23 protein-coding genes are annotated in these 21,309 nt (G+C 60.3%); 19 read left to right on the top strand and 4 right to left on the bottom strand.

Annotated features, from left to right (window positions below; all coding sequences use genetic code 11):
- Nucleotides 1-116: 116 nt before the first annotated feature.
- From rpmG to L9O85_RS04225, 8 genes are all read left to right on the top strand, one after another.
- Nucleotides 117-284: a 50S ribosomal protein L33 gene (rpmG, locus tag L9O85_RS04260; protein WP_008980220.1), complete on the top strand. Its 168-nt coding sequence runs from the start codon at nucleotides 117-119 to the stop codon at nucleotides 282-284.
- Nucleotides 285-323: 39 nt separating this feature from the next.
- On the top strand, nucleotides 324-626 hold the full coding sequence (gene secE / locus L9O85_RS04255) for a preprotein translocase subunit SecE (protein ID WP_050625129.1): 303 nt from the start codon (nucleotides 324-326) through the stop codon (nucleotides 624-626).
- Between the two features lie 12 nt (nucleotides 627-638).
- Nucleotides 639-1,163, top strand: coding sequence for a transcription termination/antitermination protein NusG (nusG, locus tag L9O85_RS04250; RefSeq protein WP_050625130.1), 525 nt, complete (start codon nucleotides 639-641; stop codon nucleotides 1,161-1,163).
- 139 nt (nucleotides 1,164-1,302) lie between these two features.
- Nucleotides 1,303-1,728, top strand: a complete 426-nt coding sequence (rplK, locus tag L9O85_RS04245) for a 50S ribosomal protein L11 (RefSeq protein WP_050625131.1) — start codon at nucleotides 1,303-1,305, stop codon at nucleotides 1,726-1,728.
- 14 nt (nucleotides 1,729-1,742) lie between these two features.
- Nucleotides 1,743-2,435 (top strand): 50S ribosomal protein L1, encoded by a 693-nt coding sequence (rplA, locus tag L9O85_RS04240; RefSeq protein WP_050625132.1) that lies wholly within the window; start codon nucleotides 1,743-1,745, stop codon nucleotides 2,433-2,435.
- 283 nt (nucleotides 2,436-2,718) lie between these two features.
- Nucleotides 2,719-3,264, top strand: a complete 546-nt coding sequence (gene rplJ / locus L9O85_RS04235; RefSeq protein WP_050625133.1) for a 50S ribosomal protein L10 — start codon at nucleotides 2,719-2,721, stop codon at nucleotides 3,262-3,264.
- 55 nt (nucleotides 3,265-3,319) lie between these two features.
- Nucleotides 3,320-3,700, top strand: coding sequence for a 50S ribosomal protein L7/L12 (rplL, locus tag L9O85_RS04230; RefSeq protein ID WP_050625134.1), 381 nt, complete (start codon nucleotides 3,320-3,322; stop codon nucleotides 3,698-3,700).
- A 150-nt stretch (nucleotides 3,701-3,850) separates the two neighbouring features.
- On the top strand, nucleotides 3,851-4,411 hold the full coding sequence (locus tag L9O85_RS04225) for a flavin reductase family protein (RefSeq protein ID WP_276852279.1): 561 nt from the start codon (nucleotides 3,851-3,853) through the stop codon (nucleotides 4,409-4,411).
- A 42-nt stretch (nucleotides 4,412-4,453) separates the two neighbouring features.
- On the opposite strand, the gene L9O85_RS04220 is transcribed toward L9O85_RS04225, so the two are convergent.
- The gene (locus tag L9O85_RS04220) at nucleotides 4,454-5,989 is read right to left on the bottom strand and encodes a polysaccharide biosynthesis C-terminal domain-containing protein (RefSeq protein ID WP_077138788.1); all 1,536 of its coding nucleotides are present in this window, start codon (nucleotides 5,987-5,989) and stop codon (nucleotides 4,454-4,456) included.
- 290 nt (nucleotides 5,990-6,279) lie between these two features.
- Here L9O85_RS04220 and L9O85_RS04215 point away from each other — a divergent pair, with 290 nt between their 5' ends.
- From L9O85_RS04215 to acrA, 5 genes are all read left to right on the top strand, one after another.
- On the top strand, nucleotides 6,280-7,056 hold the full coding sequence (locus tag L9O85_RS04215) for an enoyl-CoA hydratase-related protein (protein ID WP_277103008.1): 777 nt from the start codon (nucleotides 6,280-6,282) through the stop codon (nucleotides 7,054-7,056).
- A 72-nt stretch (nucleotides 7,057-7,128) separates the two neighbouring features.
- A complete protein-coding gene (locus tag L9O85_RS04210) occupies nucleotides 7,129-7,977 on the top strand; it encodes a 3-hydroxybutyryl-CoA dehydrogenase (protein WP_050625137.1) in 849 nt (282 codons plus the stop codon).
- Nucleotides 7,978-8,766: 789 nt separating this feature from the next.
- Nucleotides 8,767-9,909: an acyl-CoA dehydrogenase gene (locus L9O85_RS04205; protein ID WP_050625138.1), complete on the top strand. Its 1,143-nt coding sequence runs from the start codon at nucleotides 8,767-8,769 to the stop codon at nucleotides 9,907-9,909.
- A gap of 19 nt (nucleotides 9,910-9,928) precedes the next feature.
- Nucleotides 9,929-10,729: an acryloyl-CoA reductase electron transfer subunit gamma gene (gene acrB / locus L9O85_RS04200; protein ID WP_050625139.1), complete on the top strand. Its 801-nt coding sequence runs from the start codon at nucleotides 9,929-9,931 to the stop codon at nucleotides 10,727-10,729.
- 20 nt (nucleotides 10,730-10,749) lie between these two features.
- On the top strand, nucleotides 10,750-11,859 hold the full coding sequence (acrA, locus tag L9O85_RS04195) for an acryloyl-CoA reductase electron transfer subunit beta (protein ID WP_050625140.1): 1,110 nt from the start codon (nucleotides 10,750-10,752) through the stop codon (nucleotides 11,857-11,859).
- A 96-nt stretch (nucleotides 11,860-11,955) separates the two neighbouring features.
- Here acrA and L9O85_RS04190 read toward each other — a convergent pair whose 3' ends face one another.
- Nucleotides 11,956-12,207 (bottom strand): hypothetical protein, encoded by a 252-nt coding sequence (locus L9O85_RS04190; RefSeq protein WP_133248247.1) that lies wholly within the window; start codon nucleotides 12,205-12,207, stop codon nucleotides 11,956-11,958.
- A gap of 97 nt (nucleotides 12,208-12,304) precedes the next feature.
- On the opposite strand from L9O85_RS04190, the gene L9O85_RS04185 reads away from it, so the two are divergent.
- The 6 genes from L9O85_RS04185 to L9O85_RS04160 all read left to right on the top strand — a co-directional run bounded on the left by L9O85_RS04185 (nucleotide 12,305) and on the right by L9O85_RS04160 (nucleotide 19,351).
- A complete protein-coding gene (locus L9O85_RS04185; protein ID WP_050625141.1) occupies nucleotides 12,305-13,513 on the top strand; it encodes an ABC transporter substrate-binding protein in 1,209 nt (402 codons plus the stop codon).
- A 189-nt stretch (nucleotides 13,514-13,702) separates the two neighbouring features.
- Nucleotides 13,703-14,617 carry a branched-chain amino acid ABC transporter permease gene (locus L9O85_RS04180; protein ID WP_050625142.1) on the top strand — a complete coding sequence of 305 codons (915 nt, stop codon included), beginning with the start codon at nucleotides 13,703-13,705 and terminating at the stop codon, nucleotides 14,615-14,617.
- Between the two features lie 10 nt (nucleotides 14,618-14,627).
- On the top strand, nucleotides 14,628-15,704 hold the full coding sequence (locus tag L9O85_RS04175; protein ID WP_108981485.1) for a branched-chain amino acid ABC transporter permease: 1,077 nt from the start codon (nucleotides 14,628-14,630) through the stop codon (nucleotides 15,702-15,704).
- A gap of 19 nt (nucleotides 15,705-15,723) precedes the next feature.
- Nucleotides 15,724-16,554, top strand: a complete 831-nt coding sequence (locus L9O85_RS04170) for an ABC transporter ATP-binding protein (protein ID WP_413464664.1) — start codon at nucleotides 15,724-15,726, stop codon at nucleotides 16,552-16,554.
- Nucleotides 16,555-16,564: 10 nt separating this feature from the next.
- Complete coding sequence (locus tag L9O85_RS04165; RefSeq protein ID WP_050625509.1) at nucleotides 16,565-17,266, top strand: ABC transporter ATP-binding protein; 702 nt, start codon at nucleotides 16,565-16,567, stop codon at nucleotides 17,264-17,266.
- A 219-nt stretch (nucleotides 17,267-17,485) separates the two neighbouring features.
- Nucleotides 17,486-19,351 (top strand): stalk domain-containing protein, encoded by a 1,866-nt coding sequence (locus L9O85_RS04160; RefSeq protein WP_256182711.1) that lies wholly within the window; start codon nucleotides 17,486-17,488, stop codon nucleotides 19,349-19,351.
- Nucleotides 19,352-19,448: 97 nt separating this feature from the next.
- On the opposite strand, the gene L9O85_RS04155 is transcribed toward L9O85_RS04160, so the two are convergent.
- On the bottom strand, nucleotides 19,449-20,198 hold the full coding sequence (locus L9O85_RS04155; RefSeq protein ID WP_301579687.1) for an S-layer homology domain-containing protein: 750 nt from the start codon (nucleotides 20,196-20,198) through the stop codon (nucleotides 19,449-19,451).
- 147 nt (nucleotides 20,199-20,345) lie between these two features.
- Nucleotides 20,346-21,260 (bottom strand): DMT family transporter, encoded by a 915-nt coding sequence (locus tag L9O85_RS04150; protein WP_301579685.1) that lies wholly within the window; start codon nucleotides 21,258-21,260, stop codon nucleotides 20,346-20,348.
- Between the last annotated feature and the right edge of the window lie 49 nt (nucleotides 21,261-21,309).

Below are 21,309 nucleotides of genomic sequence, written 5' to 3'. Positions count from 1 at the left end.
CGTATGGCTGGATTCGGCTTTCAGAGCCTGATCCAGCTTTTTTTGCTGTTGGCTCACATCAGCGGGGCGGCCCGGACCGGCCGTTCTCCGCAATACTTAAAGGAGGTGCCGAACATATGGCAAGCAAGGCCGGTGCTCGCATCAAGATCACCCTGCGGTGCTCTGAGTGCAAGCAGAGAAACTACAACACCATGAAAAACAAGAAGAATACCCCCGACCGTCTGGAGCTGAACAAGTACTGCCCCTTCTGCAGAAAGCATACCGTCCACAACGAGACGAAGTAATGCGTCTCCAGATGGCTGAAAGGAAAGAAGGGTAACTGAATGTCTGAAAACGAAAAGATGGAGCAGGGCCAGGGCTCTGCCTCCGCTTCCGAAAAGGCCGACAAGGCGAAGAAGGACAAGAAGCCTGAAAAGCAGAAGAAGCCCAGTATTTTCGCCCGCATCGGCAAGTGGCTCAAGGACATGAAGAGCGAGCTGAAGAAGGTCCAGTGGCCCAGCTTCAAGCAGACGATGAACAACACCGGAATCGTCATTCTCTGCGTCATCGTGGTGGGCATCTTCATCTGGCTCTTTGACGCGGTGGCCGGCGCTTTGATCGAGTTCCTGCTCGGCCTGTTCCGCTGATAGGTGGCGAATATGTCTGACGGCGCGCAGTGGTATGTGGTCCACACCTATTCCGGATACGAAAATACGGTGAAGGCCACCATTGAGAAGTACGTGGAAAACCGCGGTCTTCAGGATCTGATCCACGAGATCAGCATCCCCCTGGAGACCGTCACCGAGATCACAGACAACGGGCCCAAAGAGGTGGAGCGCAAGGTCTTCCCCGGCTATGTGCTGGTGAAGATGGTCATGACCGACGAGTGCTGGCACATCGTGCGCAACATTCGCGGCGTCACCGGCTTCCTGGGCTCCGGCAACAAGCCCATCCCCCTGTCTGAGAGTGACATCGCCGCCCTGGGCGTGGAGAAGCGCGAGATCGTGGTGGGCTACGAGGTGGGAGACAGCGTCAAGATCACCGATGGCGCCCTGGAGTCCTTCCTGGGCACAGTGGAGGAGATCGACCTGGACCGCAGCAAGGTCCGTGTGGTGGTGTCCATGTTTGGACGGGAGACCCCCGTGGAGCTGGAGCTGGACCAGGTGGAGCCTGTTAAAGCCTGACCCATCGAAACACAATCCTGCCGCGTGCAGACGCGGCCCGTGGGAGGGACGGAACGGTCCGTCCCGCCAGTTGGACCCGCCGGGCACGGCCTGAGCTGGTCCATGTCCAACCACATTTTTCATATGGAGGTGCTCTTTCGTGGCACAGAAAGTAACTGGATACGTAAAACTTCAGATCCCCGCCGGCAAGGCGACGCCGGCCCCCCCTGTTGGCCCCGCTCTGGGCCAGCATGGCGTGAACATCGCCGCTTTCACCAAGGAATTCAATGAGCGGACCAAGAACGACGTGGGCATGATCATCCCCGTCATCATCACCGTCTACGCTGACCGTTCCTTCACTTTCATCACCAAGACCCCCCCCGCCGCCGTGCTCATCAAGAAGGCCTGCAGCATCGAGTCCGGCTCCGGTGTGCCCAACAAGACCAAGGTCGCTACCATCAGCAAGGAAGACGTGCGCAAGATCGCTGAGACCAAGATGCCCGACCTGAATGCCGCCAGCATCGAGGCCGCTATGAGCATGATCGCCGGTACTGCCCGCTCCATGGGCGTCGTCGTGGGCGAGTAAGGAGGGTGTGAACAATGTTTAGAGGCAAGAAATATCAGGAGAGCGCCAAGCAGATCGACCGCGCTGCTCTGTACGATACCAATGAGGCCATGGAGCTGATCGTCAAGACCGCTCCCGCCAAGTTCGACGAGACCGTCGAGCTCCATGTGAAGCTGGGCGTTGACTCCCGTCACGCCGACCAGCAGGTCCGCGGCGCCATCGTGCTGCCCCACGGCACCGGCAAGACCCAGCGCGTGCTGGTCTTCGCCAAGGCCGCCAAGGCGGACGAGGCCAAGGCCGCCGGCGCCGACTATGTGGGCGAGATGGACCTGGTGGAGAAGATCCAGAAGGAAAACTGGTTCGACTTCGACGTGGTGGTCGCCACCCCCGACATGATGGGCGTGGTGGGCCGTCTGGGTAAGGTGCTGGGTCCCAAGGGCCTGATGCCCTCTCCCAAGGCCGGCACTGTCACCATGGATGTGACCAAGGCCGTCAACGAGATCAAGGCCGGTAAGGTGGAGTACCGCCTGGACAAGACCAATATCATCCACTGCCCCATCGGCAAGGTGTCCTTCGGCGCTGAGAAGCTCTCCGAGAACTTCAACGCCATCATGGGCGCTATCGTAAAGGCCAAGCCCGCCGCTGCCAAGGGCCAGTACATCAAGAGCTGCGTGGTGGCTTCCACCATGGGCCCCGGTGTCAAAGTCAACGGCGCGAAGCTGATGTGATCATCTGATTGCCCTCCCCCGCAGTTTCCCGGGGACTGCGGGGGAGGCTTTCTTCCCTGTGCATCAGATTTTTTAAATTTTCGGAAAAGTCCTTGACTTTTCCTCCTTTTTCGGATATACTATCATCTGCGTTCAAAGACAGCAGGCGGCGCAAGCGGAAGTCCTGCCGAGGATGCAGCCAGAAACATGATCCATATTGTGTTTTTACGCTGTTTTCACGCTTTGGGCGCGGAAAACAGCGTTTTTTTCGCGTTTCCCACTATTCTCTGGAGGTGAACCCAAAATGCCTAACGCATCTGTTCTGGAACAGAAGAAAGCCATTGTGGCTGAACTGACCGAAAAGCTGCAGAACGCCGCCAGCGGTGTGCTGGTGGATTACAAGGGCATCACCGTGGCTGAGGATACCGCTCTGCGCAACGAGCTCCGCAAGAACAACGTGGAGTACGCTGTCGTCAAGAACACCCTCACCCGCTTTGCTGCTCAGAATGCCGGCCTGGGCGATCTGTCCGACTCCCTGAATGGCACTACTTCTCTCGCCATCAGCCACGAGGACCCCATCGCTCCCATGCGCGTCATCAACAAGTTCGCCAAGCAGTTCAACGGCGCCAAGTTCGTCATCAAGGCCGGCTTCATGGACGGCAAGATCCTTCCCCTGGATGAGATCAACGCCATGGCCGAGCTGCCCTCCAAGGAGGTCCTGCAGGCCCAGGTCCTGGGCACCATGCTGGCCCCCATCACCAGCCTGGCCATCGTCCTGAAGGCCATTGCCGAGGAGAAGGGCGGCTTCGTAGAGGCCGCTGCCGAGCCCGAGGCCGCCCCCGCCGAGTAAGTATCGGCACCCATAACATTTTGACTGAAAACAACTTTTAGGAGGTACATTCATTATGGCTAGCGAGAAGATTACCGCTCTGATTGAGGAAGTCAAGGGCCTGACCGTTCTGGAGCTGTCCGAGCTGGTGCATGCCCTGGAGGACGAGTTCGGCGTTTCCGCCGCCGCTATGGCCGCTCCCGCTGCTGGTGCCGGCGCTGCCGCTCCCGCTGCTGAGGAGAAGACCGAGTTTGACGTGGTCCTGGCCAGCTTTGACGCCGCCGCTAAGATCAAGGTCATCAAGGCTGTCCGTGAGATCACCGGCCTGGGCCTGGCTGAGGCCAAGGCTATGGTCGAGGGCGCTCCCAAGACTCTGAAGGAGGCTGTCTCCAAGGATGAGGCCGAGGAGCTGAAGAAGAAGCTGGAAGAGGCCGGCGCGAAGGTCGAGCTGAAGTAAGCTTTTCCCCAGACAGAAGTCAACGGGCCCCAGGGCAAAATGCCCCGGGGCCCGTTTTTTCTTTTTCTCCCTCTGTCCTCCGCCGCTGTTTCGTGTTATCCTAGTACCATCACAGCATCCCCGATCTTAATATAATGGGAGGAATCCATCATGCGGAAAAACTTTGGCCCCAAGCCCTACCTCTATCCCCAGCCGGTGCTGATCATCGCCACCTATGGAGATGACGGGACCCCAGATGCCATGAACGCCGCCTGGGGCGGGATCAGCGACAGCAACCGTGTCGCTATGTATCTAAGCGCGGGACACAAGACCGTACAGAACATTCTGTCCCGAAAGGCTTTCACTGTAAGCATGGCGGACGAGGACCATGTGGTGGAGTGTGACTATGTGGGTATCGTGTCCGCCAACCAGGTGCCTGACAAGCTGGCCCGAGCCGGCCTCCACACCACCAGAAGCCAATTTGTGGACGCCCCCCTCATTGACGAACTGCCAATGGCGCTGGAGTGCCAGTTCCTCAGCTTTGACGAGGAGACGGAGCTGCTCCTGGGGGAGATCATCAACGTCAGCGCCGAGGAGTACATCCTGGGGGAAGATGGGAAGATCGATCCCGCCAAGCTGCGCCCCATCTCCTTCGACCCGGTCAATCACGACTATCTGGCCCTGGGAGAGAAGGTGGGCCGCGCTTTCCAGGATGGAAAAAGGCTAAAGTGAGCTCTCCGGGAGGGGTTTGGGGCCCTTTCTGGAGCGGCCGCCCTATTTCCGCAGCCGGAACACCTGGCTGAGATAGACTCCCTGGGCGCTCAGGGCGGCCAGATACAGCACTCCGCCGAAGAGTAGGCTGGCCGCCCCGCCTGCCAGCAGGGAGACGCCGCTGTCCTTCAGCCACCGAAAGAGGAGGTTGGAGGTCAGGGCCGCCAGCAGTGCGGCCAGCCCCGGCGCGGTGACCCACCGGAACAGGCTGGGCCGCAGCCCGGTGTAACGCACCACCAGCCAGCCGTTGAGCAGGGCCCCCGCCGCTGCTGAGACCAGAGTCCCCGCCACGAAGCCGCGGATGCCCACCCCCGGGAGGCCCACGGTGAAGGTGAAGGCCAGCTGTATGCCGTCACAGATCAGGTCCGCCATGGCGTGGCTCCCCGGCCGTCCCACGCCGTTGAGCACGCCCCCAAGGGTGGACTGGTAGCAGCTCAGCGCCATGGCCGCCGCCAGGGGGAGCAGGTGTTCCCCCGCCGAGGGCTGGCCGAACATCATCCGGGCCAGGTCCGGCCCAAGCACCACCATCAGCGCCATGGAGGGAAGAATGAGCACCGACACCGCCAGCATGGCCCGCCCGGCCCGCCGCCTCACCTCTTCCGGGCGGTTCAGTGCCGTGGAGTAGGCCAGCCTGGGGACCAGCACCAGATTCAGCGCCCCCAGAAAGACAGTGGGCAGGGCCAGCATGGGCAGGGTCATCCCGCACACCACGCCGAACTCCGACATGGCCGCCGCCCGGTCCATGCCGCTCTCCACAAGCTTCTGTGGGATAAGGGCGGCGTTCACCGCCGACATCAGATTACCCAGCAGGGCGGTGGCCCCCACAGGGACGGCGATGGAGGTCACCCGCCGGGCCAGAGTCCCGCCCCGCTCCCCCGGCCCCGTCCGGCCGATCCGCGCCATCCGCCGGCGGTAGAGCACTGTCAGCGCCACGGCGGAAAATATCTCACAAATCACCATGCCGGTGACGATCAGCCCCACCGTCCGCTCTGGGTTCTGGGGCAGAAACAGCACCAGCAGCCCCAGCACCGCCGCCGCCCGGATGAACTGCTCCATCAGCTCCACGACAGCAGGCGGGCGGACCACTCCGGTCCCATAGAAAAAGTGCTTGTGGATGTTCTCCACCCCGGTGAGAGCCACGCAGGGCAGCAGCAGGATCAGCCCCAGCTGGGTCCGGGCATCCCCCAGCAGATAGACCGAGATGGGGTCATAGAAGGCCACCACTGCCGCCGATACCGGCAGGAGCCCCACTCCCAGGGCAGTGAGGCACATCCGCCTGGTCTGCGCCACTCCCTTTCCGTTTCCCAGGGCCAGATACTGGGAGCTGAGGTTGGACATGGCTGCGGTCAGCCCCACAGCGGTGAGGGACAGCAGTACCGAGCACACCGGCATCAGCAGCTGATACAGCCCCATCACCTCCGCCCCCACCAGCCGGGACAGGGCCACCCGGTAACAGAACGACAGCCCCTGTGATACCGCCGCCAAGGCGGTCAGAAACAGGGCGCTGCTTCCAGCGGACCATTCATCGTGACGCAGCAAATCCAGTCCCTCCTCCCCGCCCCAGCGGGCGGTCCTCCCTTCACTGTATTCACGCCGCCGCCCCGCCATTCCTGCAAGAAATTCGTTATCTTTTTCACATATTTCTCTCGTTCCAGGGGAGAATCATGCCTGAATTGACCAAAAACTGGCGTATCTTTACCTTTGTCACCAGACGCCTTGCTTCCGCCCGGGAAATCGTTTATAGTACGATTAAGAAAGAGATCCCGCCCCCTTTATCCCCGTGATTTTCTGGAAGAAGAATGAGACACTGTAAAAAGGAGGATACCCCTATGGCTTTTGTAGAATTTGAGCAACGCGGCCACGTGGGCCTCATCACCATCAACCGCCCGGAAGTCCTGAACGCCCTGAACCTGGAGGTCATCGAACAGCTGGACGATATCCTGCTGCGCGCAGAATCCCAGGAGGATGTCCACGTCATCGTTATCACCGGCGCCGGACGCTCCTTCGTGGCCGGTGCCGACATCGGCGAGATGGTCAACTATACCGCCGACGACGCCAAGCGCTTCAGCCATCATGGAAACAATACCATGATGCACATCACCCGCTTCCCCAGCCCGGTGATCGCCGCAGTCAACGGCTTCGCCCTGGGCGGCGGCTGTGAGCTGGCCATGTCCTGCGACATTCGGGTAGCCAGTGAAAAGGCAACCTTCGGCATGCCTGAGGTTGGGCTGGGCATCACTCCCGGTTTCGGCGGCACCCAGCGCCTTCAGCGCATCGTAGGCATGTCCACCGCCATGGAGCTGGTGCTCACCAGCCGCACCATCGACGCCCAAGAGGCCCTTCAGATCGGTTTGGTCAAGCATGTCTACCCTGCCGACGTGATGCTGGACAAGGCTCTGGAGCTGGCCGACCTGATCGCCTCCCGCCCCCAGGTGGCAGTCCGCCAGGCCAAGCAGGCCATCCGCATCGGCAAACAGATCGACATCAACTCCGCCATCGCCTTTGAGTCAGAGGCCTTCGGCCTGTGCTTTTCCACTGAGGACCAGAAGGACGCCATGCACGCCTTCCTGAACAAGGAGAAGATCATCACCTTCAAAAACCGCTGAATCCGTTCCGCCGCCCCAGCGGCAGGGCGCTTTCCCAATATCACTTCTGAAAGACAAGGAGATCGAGATGTCATGAAAAAAATCGTAGTTGTAGGCGGCGGCACCATGGGCCTGGACATCGCCCACACCTTTGCTCGCAGCGGCCATGCCGTCGTGGTCCGGGAGATCAGCGATGAGCTGGCGGAGAAGTCTCACAGCCGGCTGGTGGCCGCGCTGGATAAGCTGGTGGCCAGAGGCAAGATGGACGAGGCCAAGAGGGCCGAGATCCTGGGCAACATGACCTTCACCACTGACCTGGCCGCCGCAGCTGACGCCGACCTGGTGCTGGAGGCCATCGTGGAGAACCTGGACGTGAAGAAGAGCCTGTTCCAGGAGCTGGACGGCATCTGCAAGGCAGACACCATCTTTGCCACCAACACCTCCTCCATCTCCATCACCGCCATCGCCGCCGCCACCCAGCGGGCCGACCGCTTCATCGGGATGCACTTCTTCAATCCCGCCACTGTGATGAAGCTGGTGGAGGTCATCCGGGGCGTCCACACCTCCCAGGAGACCTATGACGCCATCTGCCAGCTGTCCGCCGACATCGGCAAGGAGGCCGTGGAGGTAGCTGAAGCCCCCGGCTTCGTGGTCAACAAGATCCTGATCCCCATGATCAACGAGGCCATCGGTCTGGTGGAGACCGGCGTGGCTACCCCCGAGGGTATCGACACTGCCATGAAGCTGGGTGCCAACCACCCCATGGGCCCCCTGGCCCTGGGCGACCTGGTGGGCCTGGACGTCTGCCTGGCCATCATGGATACCCTGTATGCCGAGACCCACGACCCCAAGTACCGTGCCGCCCTGCTGCTGCGGAAGATGGTCCGTGGAGGCCTGCTGGGCCGTAAGACCGGCAAGGGTTTCTACGATTACTCCAAGTAAGCGGCCTGCTGACAAAAACGTCGGGAAGGAAAGCTTTCCTCCCCGGCGTTTTTCTATTTTCCTTTGTTCTTCTTGTACCCGCTGTGCTCCAGCCTCCACGAGGCGTCCAGCAGCGCCATCCCGGCCAGCATCAGGAGCTGGTCCACCGGGCCCCTCTCAGGCTGTCATACTGGCTCCCCATCGGCGTTGAGGAGACCCCCAGGCACACAAGGCCCAGGGCAATGGAGATATATGTCACGTATCGATTTGCAAAATTAAAAACTTTACCACTTCTGTATTGGAATCCCTTCTTTCTTGTTCAAATTAATAATTCTTTCTTATCCTTTTTATTTTTTTCTTTTTTGAAGGTCAAGAAAAGCATACTTTCAAGCAATATCCGCAAATATCATCATTTTGACCAAAATTTTGTCGCAAAAACTGTACATTTTACCGTATTTGTTTTTCTTGCGCCCATATGGGAAAAACGATATAATTTGAGGGACAGGAAGTTATCTATCGCAGCCTGATTGGCGCCGCAACAACGGGTCCCTATCCGTCGTTGCGCTTTTTCTGGTCTTCTTTTGTTAAAAATCTAACGAAAGAAGGCGGAGCGCCCCGGCTGAGCCCCCATGGGAGGCGGAGATCTGAGGAAAAAACGGCGGACCTCAGATCACCGTCTTGCTTGCATGTCCTGTCTAGGTGGTCCGGCCCTGCTGCTCCGGGACATCGCGCACGGTGGCTGCCGGGCAGCGCAGTCGGAACAGGGCTTCCATGATTGTTCCAAGTAAATAAAATTAGGAGGACGAAAAAATGGATTTTCATCTGTCGAAAGAGCAAGAGATGATCCGCAAGATGTACCGCGAATTCGCGGAAACTGAGGTCAAGCCCCTCGCCGAGGAGTTGGACGAGGAGGAGCGCTTCCCCATGGAGACCGTGGAGAAGATGGCCAAGCTGGGCATGATGGGCATCTACTTCCCCAAGCAGTATGGCGGCGCCGGCGGCGATGTGCTGTCCTATGCCATGTGTGTGGAGGAGTTGGCCAAGGTGTGCGGCACCACCGCCGTCATCGTGTCCGCCCACACCTCCCTGTGCTGCGCCCCCATCTTTGAGCACGGCACCGAGGAGCAGAAGATGAAGTATCTGCCTGACCTGCTCTCCGGCAAGAAGATCGGTGCCTTCGGCCTGACTGAGCCCAATGCCGGCACCGACGCCTCCGGCCAGCAGACCATGGCCGTGCTGGAGGGCGACCACTACGTCCTGAACGGCTCCAAGTGCTTCATCACCAACGGCAACGTGGCCGATACCTTCGTGGTCTTTGCCATGACCGACAAGAGCAAGGGCAACCACGGCATCTCCGCTTTCATCGTGGAGAAGGATTTCCCCGGCTTCTCCACCGGCAAGCACGAGAAGAAGATGGGCATCCGCGGCTCCTCCACCTGCGACCTGATCTTTGAGGACTGCATCGTTCCCAAGGAGAACCTTCTGGGCAAGGAGGGCCAGGGCTTTAAGATCGCCATGATGACCCTGGACGGCGGCCGCATCGGCATCGCTGCGCAGGCCCTTGGCCTGGGCGAGGGCGCCGTGGATGAGGCCGTCAAGTACACCAAGGAGCGCGTCCAGTTCGGCCGCCGCATCTCCCAGTTCCAGAACACCCAGTTCCAGCTGGCTGACATGCACACCCGCATGCAGGCCGCCCAGTATCTGGTCTACTCCGCTGCCATGAAGAAGCAGAACCACGAGCCCTACTCCATGGACGCAGCCATGGCCAAGCTGTTCGCCGCCGAGGCTGCCAGCGATGTGACCCGCCGCGCCGTCCAGCTGTTCGGCGGCTACGGCTACACCCGTGAGTACCCCGTGGAGCGCATGATGCGCGATGCCAAGATCACCGAGATCTATGAGGGCACTTCCGAGGTCCAGCGGATGGTCATTGCCAATCACCTGGGCGTGAAATAAGATAGGAGGCAGTTTCGAAATGAAAATCATTGTTTGTGTCAAGCAGGTCCCCGACACCTCCGGTAAGGTGGCGGTCAATCCCGATGGTACCCTGAATCGTGCCTCCATGGCCACCATCACCAACCCCGACGACCTGAACGCCGTTGAGGCCGCTCTGGCTCTGAAGGATCAGACCGGCGCTGAAGTGGTCGTGATCTCCATGGGCCCCCCTCCCGCAGAGGGCATGCTGCGTGAGATCCTGGCCCGTGGCGCTGACCGCGCGGTACTGGTCTCCGCCCGCGAGTTCGGCGGTTCCGATACCTACGCCACCTCCCAGATCCTGGCCGCTGCCATCAAGAAGATCGGCCTGGAGGACGACGACGTGGTCTTCTGCGGCCGTCAGGCCATCGACGGCGACACCGCTCAGGTCGGTCCCCAGATTGCCGAGAAGCTGGGCATCCCCCAGGTCTCCTACGCCGCCGACATCCAGAAGGAGGGCGAGACCCTCACCATCAAGCGGATGCTGGAGGACGGCTACATGACCATCAAGGTCAACACCCCCTGCCTGATCACCTGCATCAAGGAGCTGAACACCCCCCGCTACATGAGCGTGCCCGGCATCTTTGAGTGCTACAGCAAGCCCTATGAGGTCTTTGGCTATGAGACCCTGAAGGATGATCCCCTCATCGACCCCACCACCATCGGCCTGAAGGGCTCCCCCACGAACATCTTCAAGTCCTTCACTCCTCCCCAGAAGGGTGCCGGCATGATGCTGGAAGGCGCCGACAAGGCCACCTGCGATAAGCTGGCCGGCATTCTGGCCACCAAGCATATCATCTGATAGAAGGGAGAATGAAGAATATGTCTACTTTTAATAGTGCTGATATCGCTGCCTTCACTGGCGGCGTATGGGTCTTCTGCGAGCAGCGCCAGGGCAAGATGATGTCCACCTCCTACGAGCTGATCTCCGAGGGCCGCAAGCTGGCCGACGAGCGCGGCACCAAGCTGTACGGTCTGCTGCTGGGCGACGGCATCGAGGGCATCGCCAAGGAGCTGGGCGGCTACGGCGCTGACGGCGTGTATGTCTGTGACCACCCCCTGCTGAAGGAGTACACCACCGACGCCTACACCAAGGTCATCTGCGACGTGGTGGAGGAGTTCAAGCCCGAGGTGCTGCTGATCGGCGCCACCAACATCGGCCGTGACCTGGGTCCCCGCTGCGCGGCCCGCCTGCACACCGGTCTGACCGCCGACTGCACCCACCTGGACATCGACATGGACACCTATGTGGACTTCCTGCGCAACAGCTCCACCTTGGACGTGGACAAAATCAAGTTTGACATGGAAGACACCAACCTGAAGATGACCCGTCCCGCTTTCGGCGGCCATCTGATGGCGACCATCATCTGCCCCCGCTTCCGTCCCTGCATGGCTACCGTCCGTCCCGGCGTAATGAAGAAGGCCGCTTTCGACCAGGCCAAGGCTGACGCCTGCGAGATCATTAAGCCCAGCTTTGCCCTGTCCGCCGACGACCTGGACACCCAGGTGGTGGAGGTGGTCAAGGCCGCCAAGAAGCTGGTGGACCTGATCGGTGCCGACGTGGTCGTCTCCGTGGGCCGCGGCATCAGCAAGGATGTGGAGGGCGGCATCAAGCTGGCCGAGGAGCTGGCCGAGGTCCTCGGCGGCGTCGTGGGTGCCTCCCGTGCTGTTGTAGACTCCGGCTGGATGTCTGCTGACCACCAGGTCGGCCAGACCGGCAAGACCGTGCACCCCAAGATTTATGTTGCTCTGGGCATCTCCGGCGCCATCCAGCACAAGGCCGGCATGCAGGATTCCGAGTGCATCATTGCCGTCAATAAGAACGACACCGCCCCCATTTTCGAGGTCGCGGACTACGGCATCTGCGGCGACCTGTTCAAGGTCACTCCCCTGCTCATCGATGCCATCAAGGCTGCCAAGGCTGCGAAGTAATATCTTTTCTGGCCGTTCTGCGGGCTGCTCTCTTTGGAGAGCAGCCCGCTTTTTCGATTTCGCCTTATTTTTTTGCATGTTTTGTTTTTTCTTCCGTCATTTTGCACAGCTTTGTGAGACGCCATAGATTTCAAAGAAATTTCCGTTCCAAATGTAACATACTTTATATTCTTTCTCTCCTCTCCCTGTTCCATGACGGCAAATTTGCAGTTTTTCCGCAAAGTGCAGGGCTTTTTTTGAAAAATTTTTTCTTTTTCTTCCTTTTTTTCGCCCCATCACCATTTGAAGCCATCCCATCCGCTCCCCGCCTTGTGTATTTTCCCCATTGACAGTTGTCCTTCCTGCCAATATAATGGGCTCCAAACCTGAAAATTCCCTTATTTTATTCAGGTCTGCGGGCCGCTCCAGACCCGCCTCTGTTTCCATTTGACAGGAGGTTATGAAGATGAAAAAGTTTCTTGCCATGGCCCTGACCGGCGCGATGTGTGTCGGCCTGCTGGCCGGTTGCTCCAACGGCTCTTCCGGCACCACCAGCGCCCCTTCCGGCGGCTCCTCCGCTTCCAGCCCGGCTTCCAGCACCGCCGGTGCGGATGGTGCAATCAAGATCGGCGGCATCGGCCCCCTGACTGGCTCCGCCGCCACCTATGGCATCGCCACCAAGCAGGGGGCTGAGATCGCGGTGGACGAGATCAACGCCCTGGGCGGTATCCAGCTCTCCCTGGAGTTTCAGGATGACGAGGGTGACGCTGAGAAGGCCATCAACGCCTACAACGCCCTGAAGGGCAACGGCATGCAGATCGTCTATGGCTGCACCACCACCACTCCCTGCGTCTCCGTGGCTGCTGAGACCTTCAACGAGCGCTACTTTCAGCTGACTCCCTCCGCTTCCTCCACCGACGTCACTGCCGGCAAGGATAACGTCTTCCAGATGTGCTTCACTGACCCCGACCAGGGCGTCACCGCTGCCAACTATGTGGCGGAAAATGGCCTGGCTACCAAGGTGGCTGTGATCTACAACAACGGCGACGCCTACTCCACCGGCATCGCCCAGGGCTTCATCTCCCAGGCCGCCGAGGTGGGCCTGGAGGTCGTGGCTGAGCAGACCTTCCCCGATGACACCAACACCGACTTCACCGTGCAGCTGAACGCCGCCAAGGACGGGGGCGCTGAGCTGGTGTTCATGCCCATTTACTACACCCCCGCTTCCCTGATCCTGAATCAGGCCAAGAGCATGGGTTATGAGCCGACTTTCATGGGCGGCGACGGCATGGACGGCATCCTAGCCATCGAGGGCTTCGACACCTCCCTGGCGGAGGGCCTGCTGCTGATGACCCCCTTCAACGCCTCCGCCACTGACGAGCGCACTGCCAGCTTCGTCTCCGAGTACCAGACGCGCTACAATGAGATCCCCAACCAGTTCGCCGCTGACGGCTATGACTGCATCTACGCCATCTACGAGGCCTGCCAGAAGGCCGGTGTCACCGCCGACATGAGCCACGAGGATATCTGCGCCGCCCTGATCTCCACCTTCACCTCCTCCGACTTCAGCGTAGACGGACTCACTGGCTCCGGTATGACCTGGGCCGCCACCGGTGAGATCTCCAAGGCTCCCCTGGTCTTCGAGGTGCAGGACGGCGTCTACGTCGCCCGCTGATTTTCCGAACTCCCCTTTTTCCCGGGAAATCCATGGAACGGGCTGCCGGGGTCCCCTCGGCAGCCCGTGTCCCTTATTCTTGCACGCATGGCGAAAACGTCTGCGGCAGACGTTGCCGCAGAGGTTTTCGCCATGCTGTCCAGTTTTTCGCGCGCATCTGCGCAGCAAAAGAAAAAGAGGTGACTGGTCTTGAGTATTCTCAACAATCTCATCAACGGCATCAGTCTGGGCAGCGTGTACGCCATCATTGCCCTGGGCTATACGATGGTCTACGGTATTGCCAAAATGTTGAACTTTGCCCACGGAGACGTCATTATGGTGGGGGCATATATCTGTTTTTTCACCATGAGCGGCCTGTCCGGCAGCTTTGAGGAGGGCTCTCTGGCCGGCGCCGTGGTCCCTGCTCTGGCCGGCGTGCTGCTGGCCATGGTAGTGTGCACCGTCCTGGGCATGGTCATCGAACGGCTGGCCTATAAGCCGCTGCGCCAGGCGCCCTCCCTGGCCGTGCTCATCACCGCTATCGGCGTGAGCTATTTCCTCCAGAACAGCGCTCTGCTGCTCTGGACCTCCAATCCCAAGTCCTTCTCCTCCGTAGTGGGCACCGGCTCTATCAAACTGCTGGACGGCCAGCTCACCATCACCCACGTGGCCCTGGTGACGGTGGCTGCCTGCATCGTCATTATGCTGGGGCTCACCTGGTTCACCGGACATACCCGCATGGGCAAGGCCATGCGGGCCTGTTCGGAAGACAAGGCGGCTGCCCAGCTCATGGGTATCAACGTGAACAGCACCATCTCCATGACCTTTGCCATCGGCTCCGCCCTGGCAGCCATCGCCGGTGTGCTGCTCTGCTCCACCTACCCCTCCCTCATGCCCACCACCGGCGCCCTGCCCGGCATCAAGGCCTTTACCGCCGCCGTCTTCGGCGGCATCGGCTCCATCCCTGGGGCCATGCTGGGCGGCATCCTGCTGGGCATCATCGAGATCTTTGCCAAGGCCTTCAACACCAACATCTCCGACGCGGTGGTCTTTGCCGTCCTGATCGTGGTGCTGCTGGTCAAGCCCTCCGGACTGCTGGGCAAGTATGTGCCCGAGAAAGTGTGAGGTGACCGATATGAAAACACGTTCCCTCCGCCGCAAGCGCCTTTTCGGCAATCTCCTCACCTACTGTATCGTTGCTGCCGCCTTTGTGATCCTTCAGCTTCTCAATGCCGGCGGGATGCTCTCCCCCTCCCTTCAGGGGCAGTTGGTCCCCATCTGTGCCTATGTCACCATGGCCGTGGCACTGAACCTGGTGGTGGGCATCTCCGGCGAGCTGAGCCTGGGCCACGCCGGCTTTATGAGCGTGGGTGCTTTCTCCGGCGTGGTGGCCTCCATCTCCCTCCAGGAGCTGATCCCCATGGGCCCCCTGCGCCTGCTGGTCTCCATGCTCATCGGCGCCTTCTTTGCCGGCATCGCCGGCGTCATCGTGGGCGTCCCCGTCCTGCGCCTGCGGGGCGACTATCTGGCCATCGTCACCCTGGCTTTCGGCGAGATCATCAAGAACATTATCAACATCCTCTATGTGGGCGTAGACGAGAACGGCCTCCACTTCTCCACCTCCAGTGAGGCGGCCCTCAACCTGTCTGAGACCGGCAAGGCCATCCTGAAGGGACCCATGGGAGTCACGGCCAACGTGAAGCTCTCCTCCTTCACCGCAGGCTTTCTGCTGGTGATGGTAGCCCTCATCGTGGTCCTCAACCTGGTGAACAGCCGTTCCGGCCGGGCCATCATGGCCCTGCGGGACAACCGCATCGCCGCCGAGAGCGTGGGCATCAGCGCCACCAAATACAAGCTGATGGCCTTTGTCACCTCCGCCGTGCTGGCTGGAGCCGCCGGCGCCCTCTATGCCATGAACTACTCCTCCATCGCCGCCAAGAAGTTTGACTTCAATACCTCTATCCTGATCCTGGTCTACGTGGTGCTGGGTGGACTGGGCAACATCCGGGGCTCGGTCATTGCTGCCGCCCTGCTCTATGTCCTGCCCGAGCTGCTGCGTGATTTCTATGACTACCGGATGCTGATCTACGCCATCGTGCTCATCTTGGTCATGCTGGCCACCAACAACGAGCGCTCCAAGGAGTTTTTCTCCTCCCTGCGCCGGAAGATATTGGGCCGCGGCACCGAGAAAGGAGGCGCTCAGAATGGCTAAGGAATTTAAGAAAGGCAAGATGGTCCCCGTCCCCAGCCACTCCATCGTTCCTGAGCGGGATGTGAACAAGCTCCCCGTTCTGGAGTGCCAGCACCTGGGCATCGACTTCGGCGGCCTGACCGCTGTCAATGAGTTCAACCTCACCATCGGCCGCACAGAGATTGCCGGCCTTATCGGCCCCAACGGCGCGGGCAAGACCACGGTGTTCAACCTGCTCACCAAGGTGTATCAGCCCACCCGGGGCACCATCCTGCTCAATGGCAAGGACACCCACGGCATGAGCACTGCCCAAGTCAACCGGGCCGGCATCGCCCGCACCTTCCAGAACATCCGCCTGTTTTCCAACCTGAGTGTGGAGGACAACGTGAAGATCGGCCTGCACAACCAGATCCGCTACCCCATGTGGGACGGCGTGCTCCGCCTTCCCAAGTTCTGGAAGCAGGAGAAGCTGGCCCGAGAGAGCGCCATGGAGCTGCTCTCCATCTTCGACATGCAGGACCTGGCCCACCACCAGGCCGGCTCCCTGCCTTACGGCGCACAGCGCCGCCTGGAGATCGTCCGGGCCCTGGCCACCAACCCCTCCCTGCTTCTGCTGGACGAGCCCGCCGCCGGCATGAACCCCTCCGAGACCGCCGAGCTGATGGAGAACATCGTCAAGATCCGGGACACCTTCCAGATCGCCGTTATGCTCATCGAGCACGACATGAACCTGGTCATGGGCATCTGCGAGGGCATCTGTGTCCTCAACTTCGGACAGATCATCGCCAAGGGCACCGCGGAGGACATCCAGGCCAATCCAAAGGTCATCGAGGCCTATCTGGGCAGTCAGAAAAAGAAAGGAGGGGCCTGATATGGACGCCATGCTGAAGGTAGAGGGCATCAACGTCTATTACGGCGCCATCCATGCCATCAAAGACGTCTCCTTTCAGGTAAATGAGGGGGAGGTAGTCACCCTCATCGGCGCCAACGGTGCCGGAAAGTCCACCATCCTGAAGACCATCGCAGGTCTGCTCACCTCCCATACCGGCTCCATCGAGTTCCTGGGCCAGCGCCTGGGGGGCACCCCGGCCCATAAGATCATCACCAAGGGCCTGGCTCTGGTGCCGGAGGGCCGTCAGATCTTCCTCCAGATGTCTGTGGAGGAAAACCTGGAGATGGGAGCCTTCACCCGCCCCTCTTCTGAGTTTGATGACGGCATCGCGGATGTGTACCAGCGCTTCCCCCGGCTGAAGGAGCGCCGCCGACAGGTAGCGGGCACCCTGTCCGGCGGCGAACAGCAGATGCTGGCCATGGGCCGCGCCCTGATGTCCAAGCCCCGCCTGCTGATGCTGGACGAGCCCTCCATGGGTCTGGCCCCCATCCTGGTGGAGCAGATCTTCGACATCATCCAGGAGCTGAACCAGCACGGCACCACTATCCTCCTGGTGGAGCAGAATGCCCAGATGGCCCTGTCTGTGGCCCACCGGGGCTATGTGCTGGAGACAGGCAAGATCGTCACCACCGGCTCCGGCGAGGAGCTGCTGGAGGACGAGGCAGTGAAAAAAGCCTATCTGGGCGGCTGACCGTCCCCTCTTCGCTTTCCGTCCGCGGCAAACGCGGACGGAATTTTTTATGCCGTACCCTTTCTCATAAAATAATACACCAAAATGCAACATCCTGTCCTTGACCTCGTTTTTCTTTCGTGATAGGATCAAAGCACCAGATGCATGCATCTCTTTGACTGGACCACAGCCTTCCATAGGGGATCAGCATCTCAAATCAGGAAAGGAAGGAGAAAAAACATGAAGCTCTTCCGCAAGCTTGCCGCACTGTCTCTGACCGCCGCGCTCTCTGCCGGCATGGTGCTCCCCGCCAGCGCCGCCTCAGCTCCCTCTGTGCAGGTAGATGGAGGCACGGTGGATACCTCCGCCTACATCAACGCAGACTCCCGCACCATGGTCCCTGTCACCATCGCAGAGGCGCTGGGCCTAGACTGCACAGCTGACGGCGACAGCGCTGCCTTCTCGCTGTGCGGCCGTTCTCAGACCTATAGCGCCGGTACCGCGGCAGGGGATACCACAGCTGCCCTTCAGAACGGCCAGCTCTATATCCCCCTCTACCATCTGGCTCAGACTTTCGGGTACCAAGTGAGCTGGGACGGGGCCGCCCGCACCGCATCGCTGGACCGCCAAGCTTATCCTGCCCTCTCGGTGGACACAGAAAACCGCGCCTCCTTTGCTGCCGGTGAGACCGCTCTCCAGTCCGGTTTTGACTGGTACACTTGGACATTCCAGATCGACCCCGCCATAGACACCGTGGGCACCGCCGGCGATGGCCTGGGCCTGCTCCGTTTCCGCCTGTACGTCCCGGAACATATTCAGGAGGGAGAGGACTACCCTCTCGTGGCTACCCTGGGCGGGCTGGGCAGCACCAATTCCTTCGCCAACAATGGCTACGCTTCCCGCGGCTCCGCCTTTGCCTCCGACGCATTTCAGGCAGAGCACCCCTGTTATGTCCTGAATATCACCGTCCCCTATGAGGCCTGCGTCAACTATGAGGCGGAGCTGGCCTATATCTATCAGTTCGGTGAGATCATCCGGACCATTGCGGAAAGCTACGGCAATGTGGACATGGATCGAATCTACGCTACCGGCCACTCGCAAGGCGCAGGCTGGAGCTATGAGCTGGCCTCCGTCCAGCCCGAGCTGCTGGCTGCCATTCTCATCAACGCCGGCACTACCGTCCACACCACCTGGGGAAATCAGTGCGACATGCAGGCCATTGCGGATTCTGGCGTCAATGTCTACATCTGGCACGGCTATGAGGACCCCTACATCCCGGTGAACGAGGCCTACCGCGCCTTCAATACCCTGACCAGTCTGGGCATGACCAATCTTGTCCTGGAGATCCAGCAGGGAGGCCACTGCAAATCGGACATGTTCTCTGATTCGGTCCCTACCTCCTACATGGAGTGGCTCTTCGATCAGGTCAAAGGCGTCCCCTGCACCGCCTCCCCCACTGTCACCACAGAGGGGACTCCTGCGGACTATGACTGGGCCGGCGTTCAGGTCCTTTCCTCTGTGGAGGGCTGGGCTGAGGCCAATCCCTATTCCTCCTGGACCGAGCCCGCCGACAACGCCACCTGGGACCAGGTGATGGCCGGTGCCAACGCTCTGGTCCAGGGAGAGGGCGGCACTGGGAAGACCTGGCTGAGCAAGGTCCGTATCGGGGACGAGACCGCCACCTCCTATGATGATGCCACACAGGACACCCCTGTTGTCACCATTCAGGCGGGTGACTCCGTCGCTGTTACTGTCCAAGGCTACACCGGCGGCTATGGCGATGACTGGGACGCCTTTGATCAGGAGTGGGATGTGGAGTGGGCTGTTTTGGAGGGAAGCGTCACTGACATCCAGCTGACACACGAAGCCAGCGAGACACCTCTCCTCCGCCCCGCCACCGTCTCCCTGGCCAATGGCGGCGGCCCCAATGTAAACAACTCCCTTTATAATGAAAATACCCTGGACGGAAACCAGGTCTACATCAAGATCGATACTGCCCAGGACTTTCAGGGCGATTCCCTGAAGGTGGCGCTGCGGTTTGTCCGCGATCTGGGCCAGGGGGAATACGCCTCCTACTGGCATGTGATCCAGTACCAGGTCCAGTAAATCGCTTCGCCGGTCCTCCTGACCATTGCCCGGCAGGCAGCAAAAAGAGAGGCGCTGAGCGCCTCTCTTTTTGCTGCCTTTTTTCTGGGGGTCCCACTCACCCCAGCTTTTGGAGCATCTGGACCGACATGACCAGGGCGGCCTGGGCCTGGATATCCGCCTGGGGATCGAACCGGTCCCCGCCTACGCCGGTGATGATCCCGTTCTTCTCCATAAAATAGACGCTGTTCTTCGCCCAGTCAGAGATCTCGCCGTCGTCCGCGAACTCCTTGGCCCCCACCGAGCTGATGACAGTATCCAGCTTATGGTAGATACCGGCCAGCATATTCGACGCCTGCTGCTCCGTGAGGTTGGAGTCATCGTTCAGGTCGTTGTCCCTGCCGTACAGCGCCGCCCACAGCAGGAATGCCTTTCTGTTGTCCTCGTTCCGATACTGGTACACCGCAGTCAGCATCACCGCCGCCTGTTCTCGGGTCACCGGCTCCTCGCCGCCGAAAGTGTCCTCCGTCAGCCCCGTCACGAACCCCAGCCCATAGGCCTTCAGCACCTCCGGGTCCTGGGTGTCCCGGAAGGGATTCTGCTTCGGCACCTCCGCCAGCTTCCCGCTCATAGCCTCATACAGCTTCACGGTCAGGGCGGCAAATTCCGCCCGTGTCATCTCCGCCCTCAGGTCCTGTCCCTCCAGGCACTCCGGCATCAGCTCCAGCCGGATGGCGGACTCCACTCGCTCCACCGCCCACTCATCCACGGTCTCGCCTGTAAATACCGACGCCGCGGAGACTGGCGCGGCCGTCAAAGCGGCCGCCAGGGCCCCGCTCAGCAGTGCGGACAACCATTTTCTTTTCATCAGGTCCACTTCCTTCTTCTTGTCGCGCGCCCCGCCGGGGCGGCCCGTTCCCTTCTCCCTCTTGTCCTTGATTTGATTCTACACGCTTTTTTTCAAAAGCGCAATCCTCTTTTCTCGTCTGAAAATGTTGGAAGCCCTTTCCGCCCGTCAGCGGCGTTCTTTCTGCCTCCCGGCGGTCAGGAAAGAGAACTTCGTCTCAGAGCACACCACCGCCACAAAGATGCAGGCAAAGCCCACCGCCATGGGGAGAGTGACCAGATCCCCGTAGAAGAGGACCGAGCTGATGACGCCGAACACCGATTCCAGGGAGAGGATCACCGACGCGGAGGCCGGGTCCGACCACACCTGCCCCACGTTTTGGAAGAGCAGGGCCACAGTGGTGGCCATAACGCACAGGTAGGCCATAGGCAGGCAGACCGCCGGGTCCAGGAACGCCTGAGCGGGGAAGTTCTCGAACAGCGCTCCCCCTGCCCAGGCATACAGCGCCGCAAAGGCAAACTGGAATACGGTGAGCAGGTAGATGTCCTTCTCCGGGGACACTTTGGCCACCGCCACGATGTGGGCAGCGTAAAAGAAAGCGCAGATCAGGGTGAGCACGTCCCCTGCGTTGACAGACAGGTCCCCGTCCAGAGAGACCAGTCCCACTCCGGTGACACAGAGCAGGGCGGCCAGGATGTTGTACCGGTCCGGGCGCCGCTGGGCGGCTGCCCAGTAGAGAAAGGGGACGATCACGCAGTACACCGCCGTCAAAAATGCATTTTTGGAGGGTGTGGTCCGGTCCAGTCCAAAAGTCTGGACCGAATAGGCCAGGAACAGGAAAGCCCCTATCACCGCCCCACGCCATAGATAGTCCCGGGTAAAGCCCGCCCACTTCTTCCAGCAGACCGCCGCCAGCAGGACCGCGCCCGCAGTAAAGCGGATTGCCAGCAGGTAGAACACCGGGATCACGTCCAGGGCGTTCTTCATTACAAAGAAGGAGGTGCCCCAGATGATGGCTGCCGCGAACAGCATGGGCTTGGCCAGTTTTTTCATCACATGCGGAGACATGGCTTCACTTCCCATCTTGAACTAGTCTCCCCCGGCGTGGTATGATAGGAAAGAAGCATGCCGG

Origin of the sequence: Lawsonibacter asaccharolyticus (assembly GCF_022453915.1) — a bacterium.
Lineage (GTDB): Bacteria > Bacillota > Clostridia > Oscillospirales > Oscillospiraceae > Lawsonibacter > Lawsonibacter asaccharolyticus.
This window is presented reverse-complemented; position numbering and strand designations above follow the sequence as displayed.

What these genes read in the sequence shown, in the direction of transcription:
- nusG (WP_050625130.1), top strand. Translation starts at nt 639, where the DNA reads ATGTCTGACGGCGCGCAGTGGTATGTGGTCCACACCTATTCCGGATAC.
- rplJ (WP_050625133.1), top strand. Translation starts at nt 2,719, where the DNA reads ATGCCTAACGCATCTGTTCTGGAACAGAAGAAAGCCATTGTGGCTGAA.
- L9O85_RS04165 (WP_050625509.1), top strand. Translation starts at nt 16,565, where the DNA reads ATGCTGAAGGTAGAGGGCATCAACGTCTATTACGGCGCCATCCATGCC.
- rpmG (WP_008980220.1), top strand. Translation starts at nt 117, where the DNA reads ATGGCAAGCAAGGCCGGTGCTCGCATCAAGATCACCCTGCGGTGCTCT.
- secE (WP_050625129.1), top strand. Translation starts at nt 324, where the DNA reads ATGTCTGAAAACGAAAAGATGGAGCAGGGCCAGGGCTCTGCCTCCGCT.
- L9O85_RS04215 (WP_277103008.1), top strand. Translation starts at nt 6,280, where the DNA reads ATGGCTTTTGTAGAATTTGAGCAACGCGGCCACGTGGGCCTCATCACC.
- L9O85_RS04205 (WP_050625138.1), top strand. Translation starts at nt 8,767, where the DNA reads ATGGATTTTCATCTGTCGAAAGAGCAAGAGATGATCCGCAAGATGTAC.
- acrA (WP_050625140.1), top strand. Translation starts at nt 10,750, where the DNA reads ATGTCTACTTTTAATAGTGCTGATATCGCTGCCTTCACTGGCGGCGTA.
- L9O85_RS04160 (WP_256182711.1), top strand. Translation starts at nt 17,486, where the DNA reads ATGAAGCTCTTCCGCAAGCTTGCCGCACTGTCTCTGACCGCCGCGCTC.
- L9O85_RS04170 (WP_413464664.1), top strand. Translation starts at nt 15,724, where the DNA reads ATGGTCCCCGTCCCCAGCCACTCCATCGTTCCTGAGCGGGATGTGAAC.
- rplL (WP_050625134.1), top strand. Translation starts at nt 3,320, where the DNA reads ATGGCTAGCGAGAAGATTACCGCTCTGATTGAGGAAGTCAAGGGCCTG.
- L9O85_RS04155 (WP_301579687.1), bottom strand. Translation starts at nt 20,198, where the DNA reads ATGAAAAGAAAATGGTTGTCCGCACTGCTGAGCGGGGCCCTGGCGGCC.
- L9O85_RS04185 (WP_050625141.1), top strand. Translation starts at nt 12,305, where the DNA reads ATGAAAAAGTTTCTTGCCATGGCCCTGACCGGCGCGATGTGTGTCGGC.
- L9O85_RS04225 (WP_276852279.1), top strand. Translation starts at nt 3,851, where the DNA reads ATGCGGAAAAACTTTGGCCCCAAGCCCTACCTCTATCCCCAGCCGGTG.
- acrB (WP_050625139.1), top strand. Translation starts at nt 9,929, where the DNA reads ATGAAAATCATTGTTTGTGTCAAGCAGGTCCCCGACACCTCCGGTAAG.
- L9O85_RS04210 (WP_050625137.1), top strand. Translation starts at nt 7,129, where the DNA reads ATGAAAAAAATCGTAGTTGTAGGCGGCGGCACCATGGGCCTGGACATC.
- rplA (WP_050625132.1), top strand. Translation starts at nt 1,743, where the DNA reads ATGTTTAGAGGCAAGAAATATCAGGAGAGCGCCAAGCAGATCGACCGC.
- L9O85_RS04150 (WP_301579685.1), bottom strand. Translation starts at nt 21,260, where the DNA reads ATGGGAAGTGAAGCCATGTCTCCGCATGTGATGAAAAAACTGGCCAAG.
- L9O85_RS04175 (WP_108981485.1), top strand. Translation starts at nt 14,628, where the DNA reads ATGAAAACACGTTCCCTCCGCCGCAAGCGCCTTTTCGGCAATCTCCTC.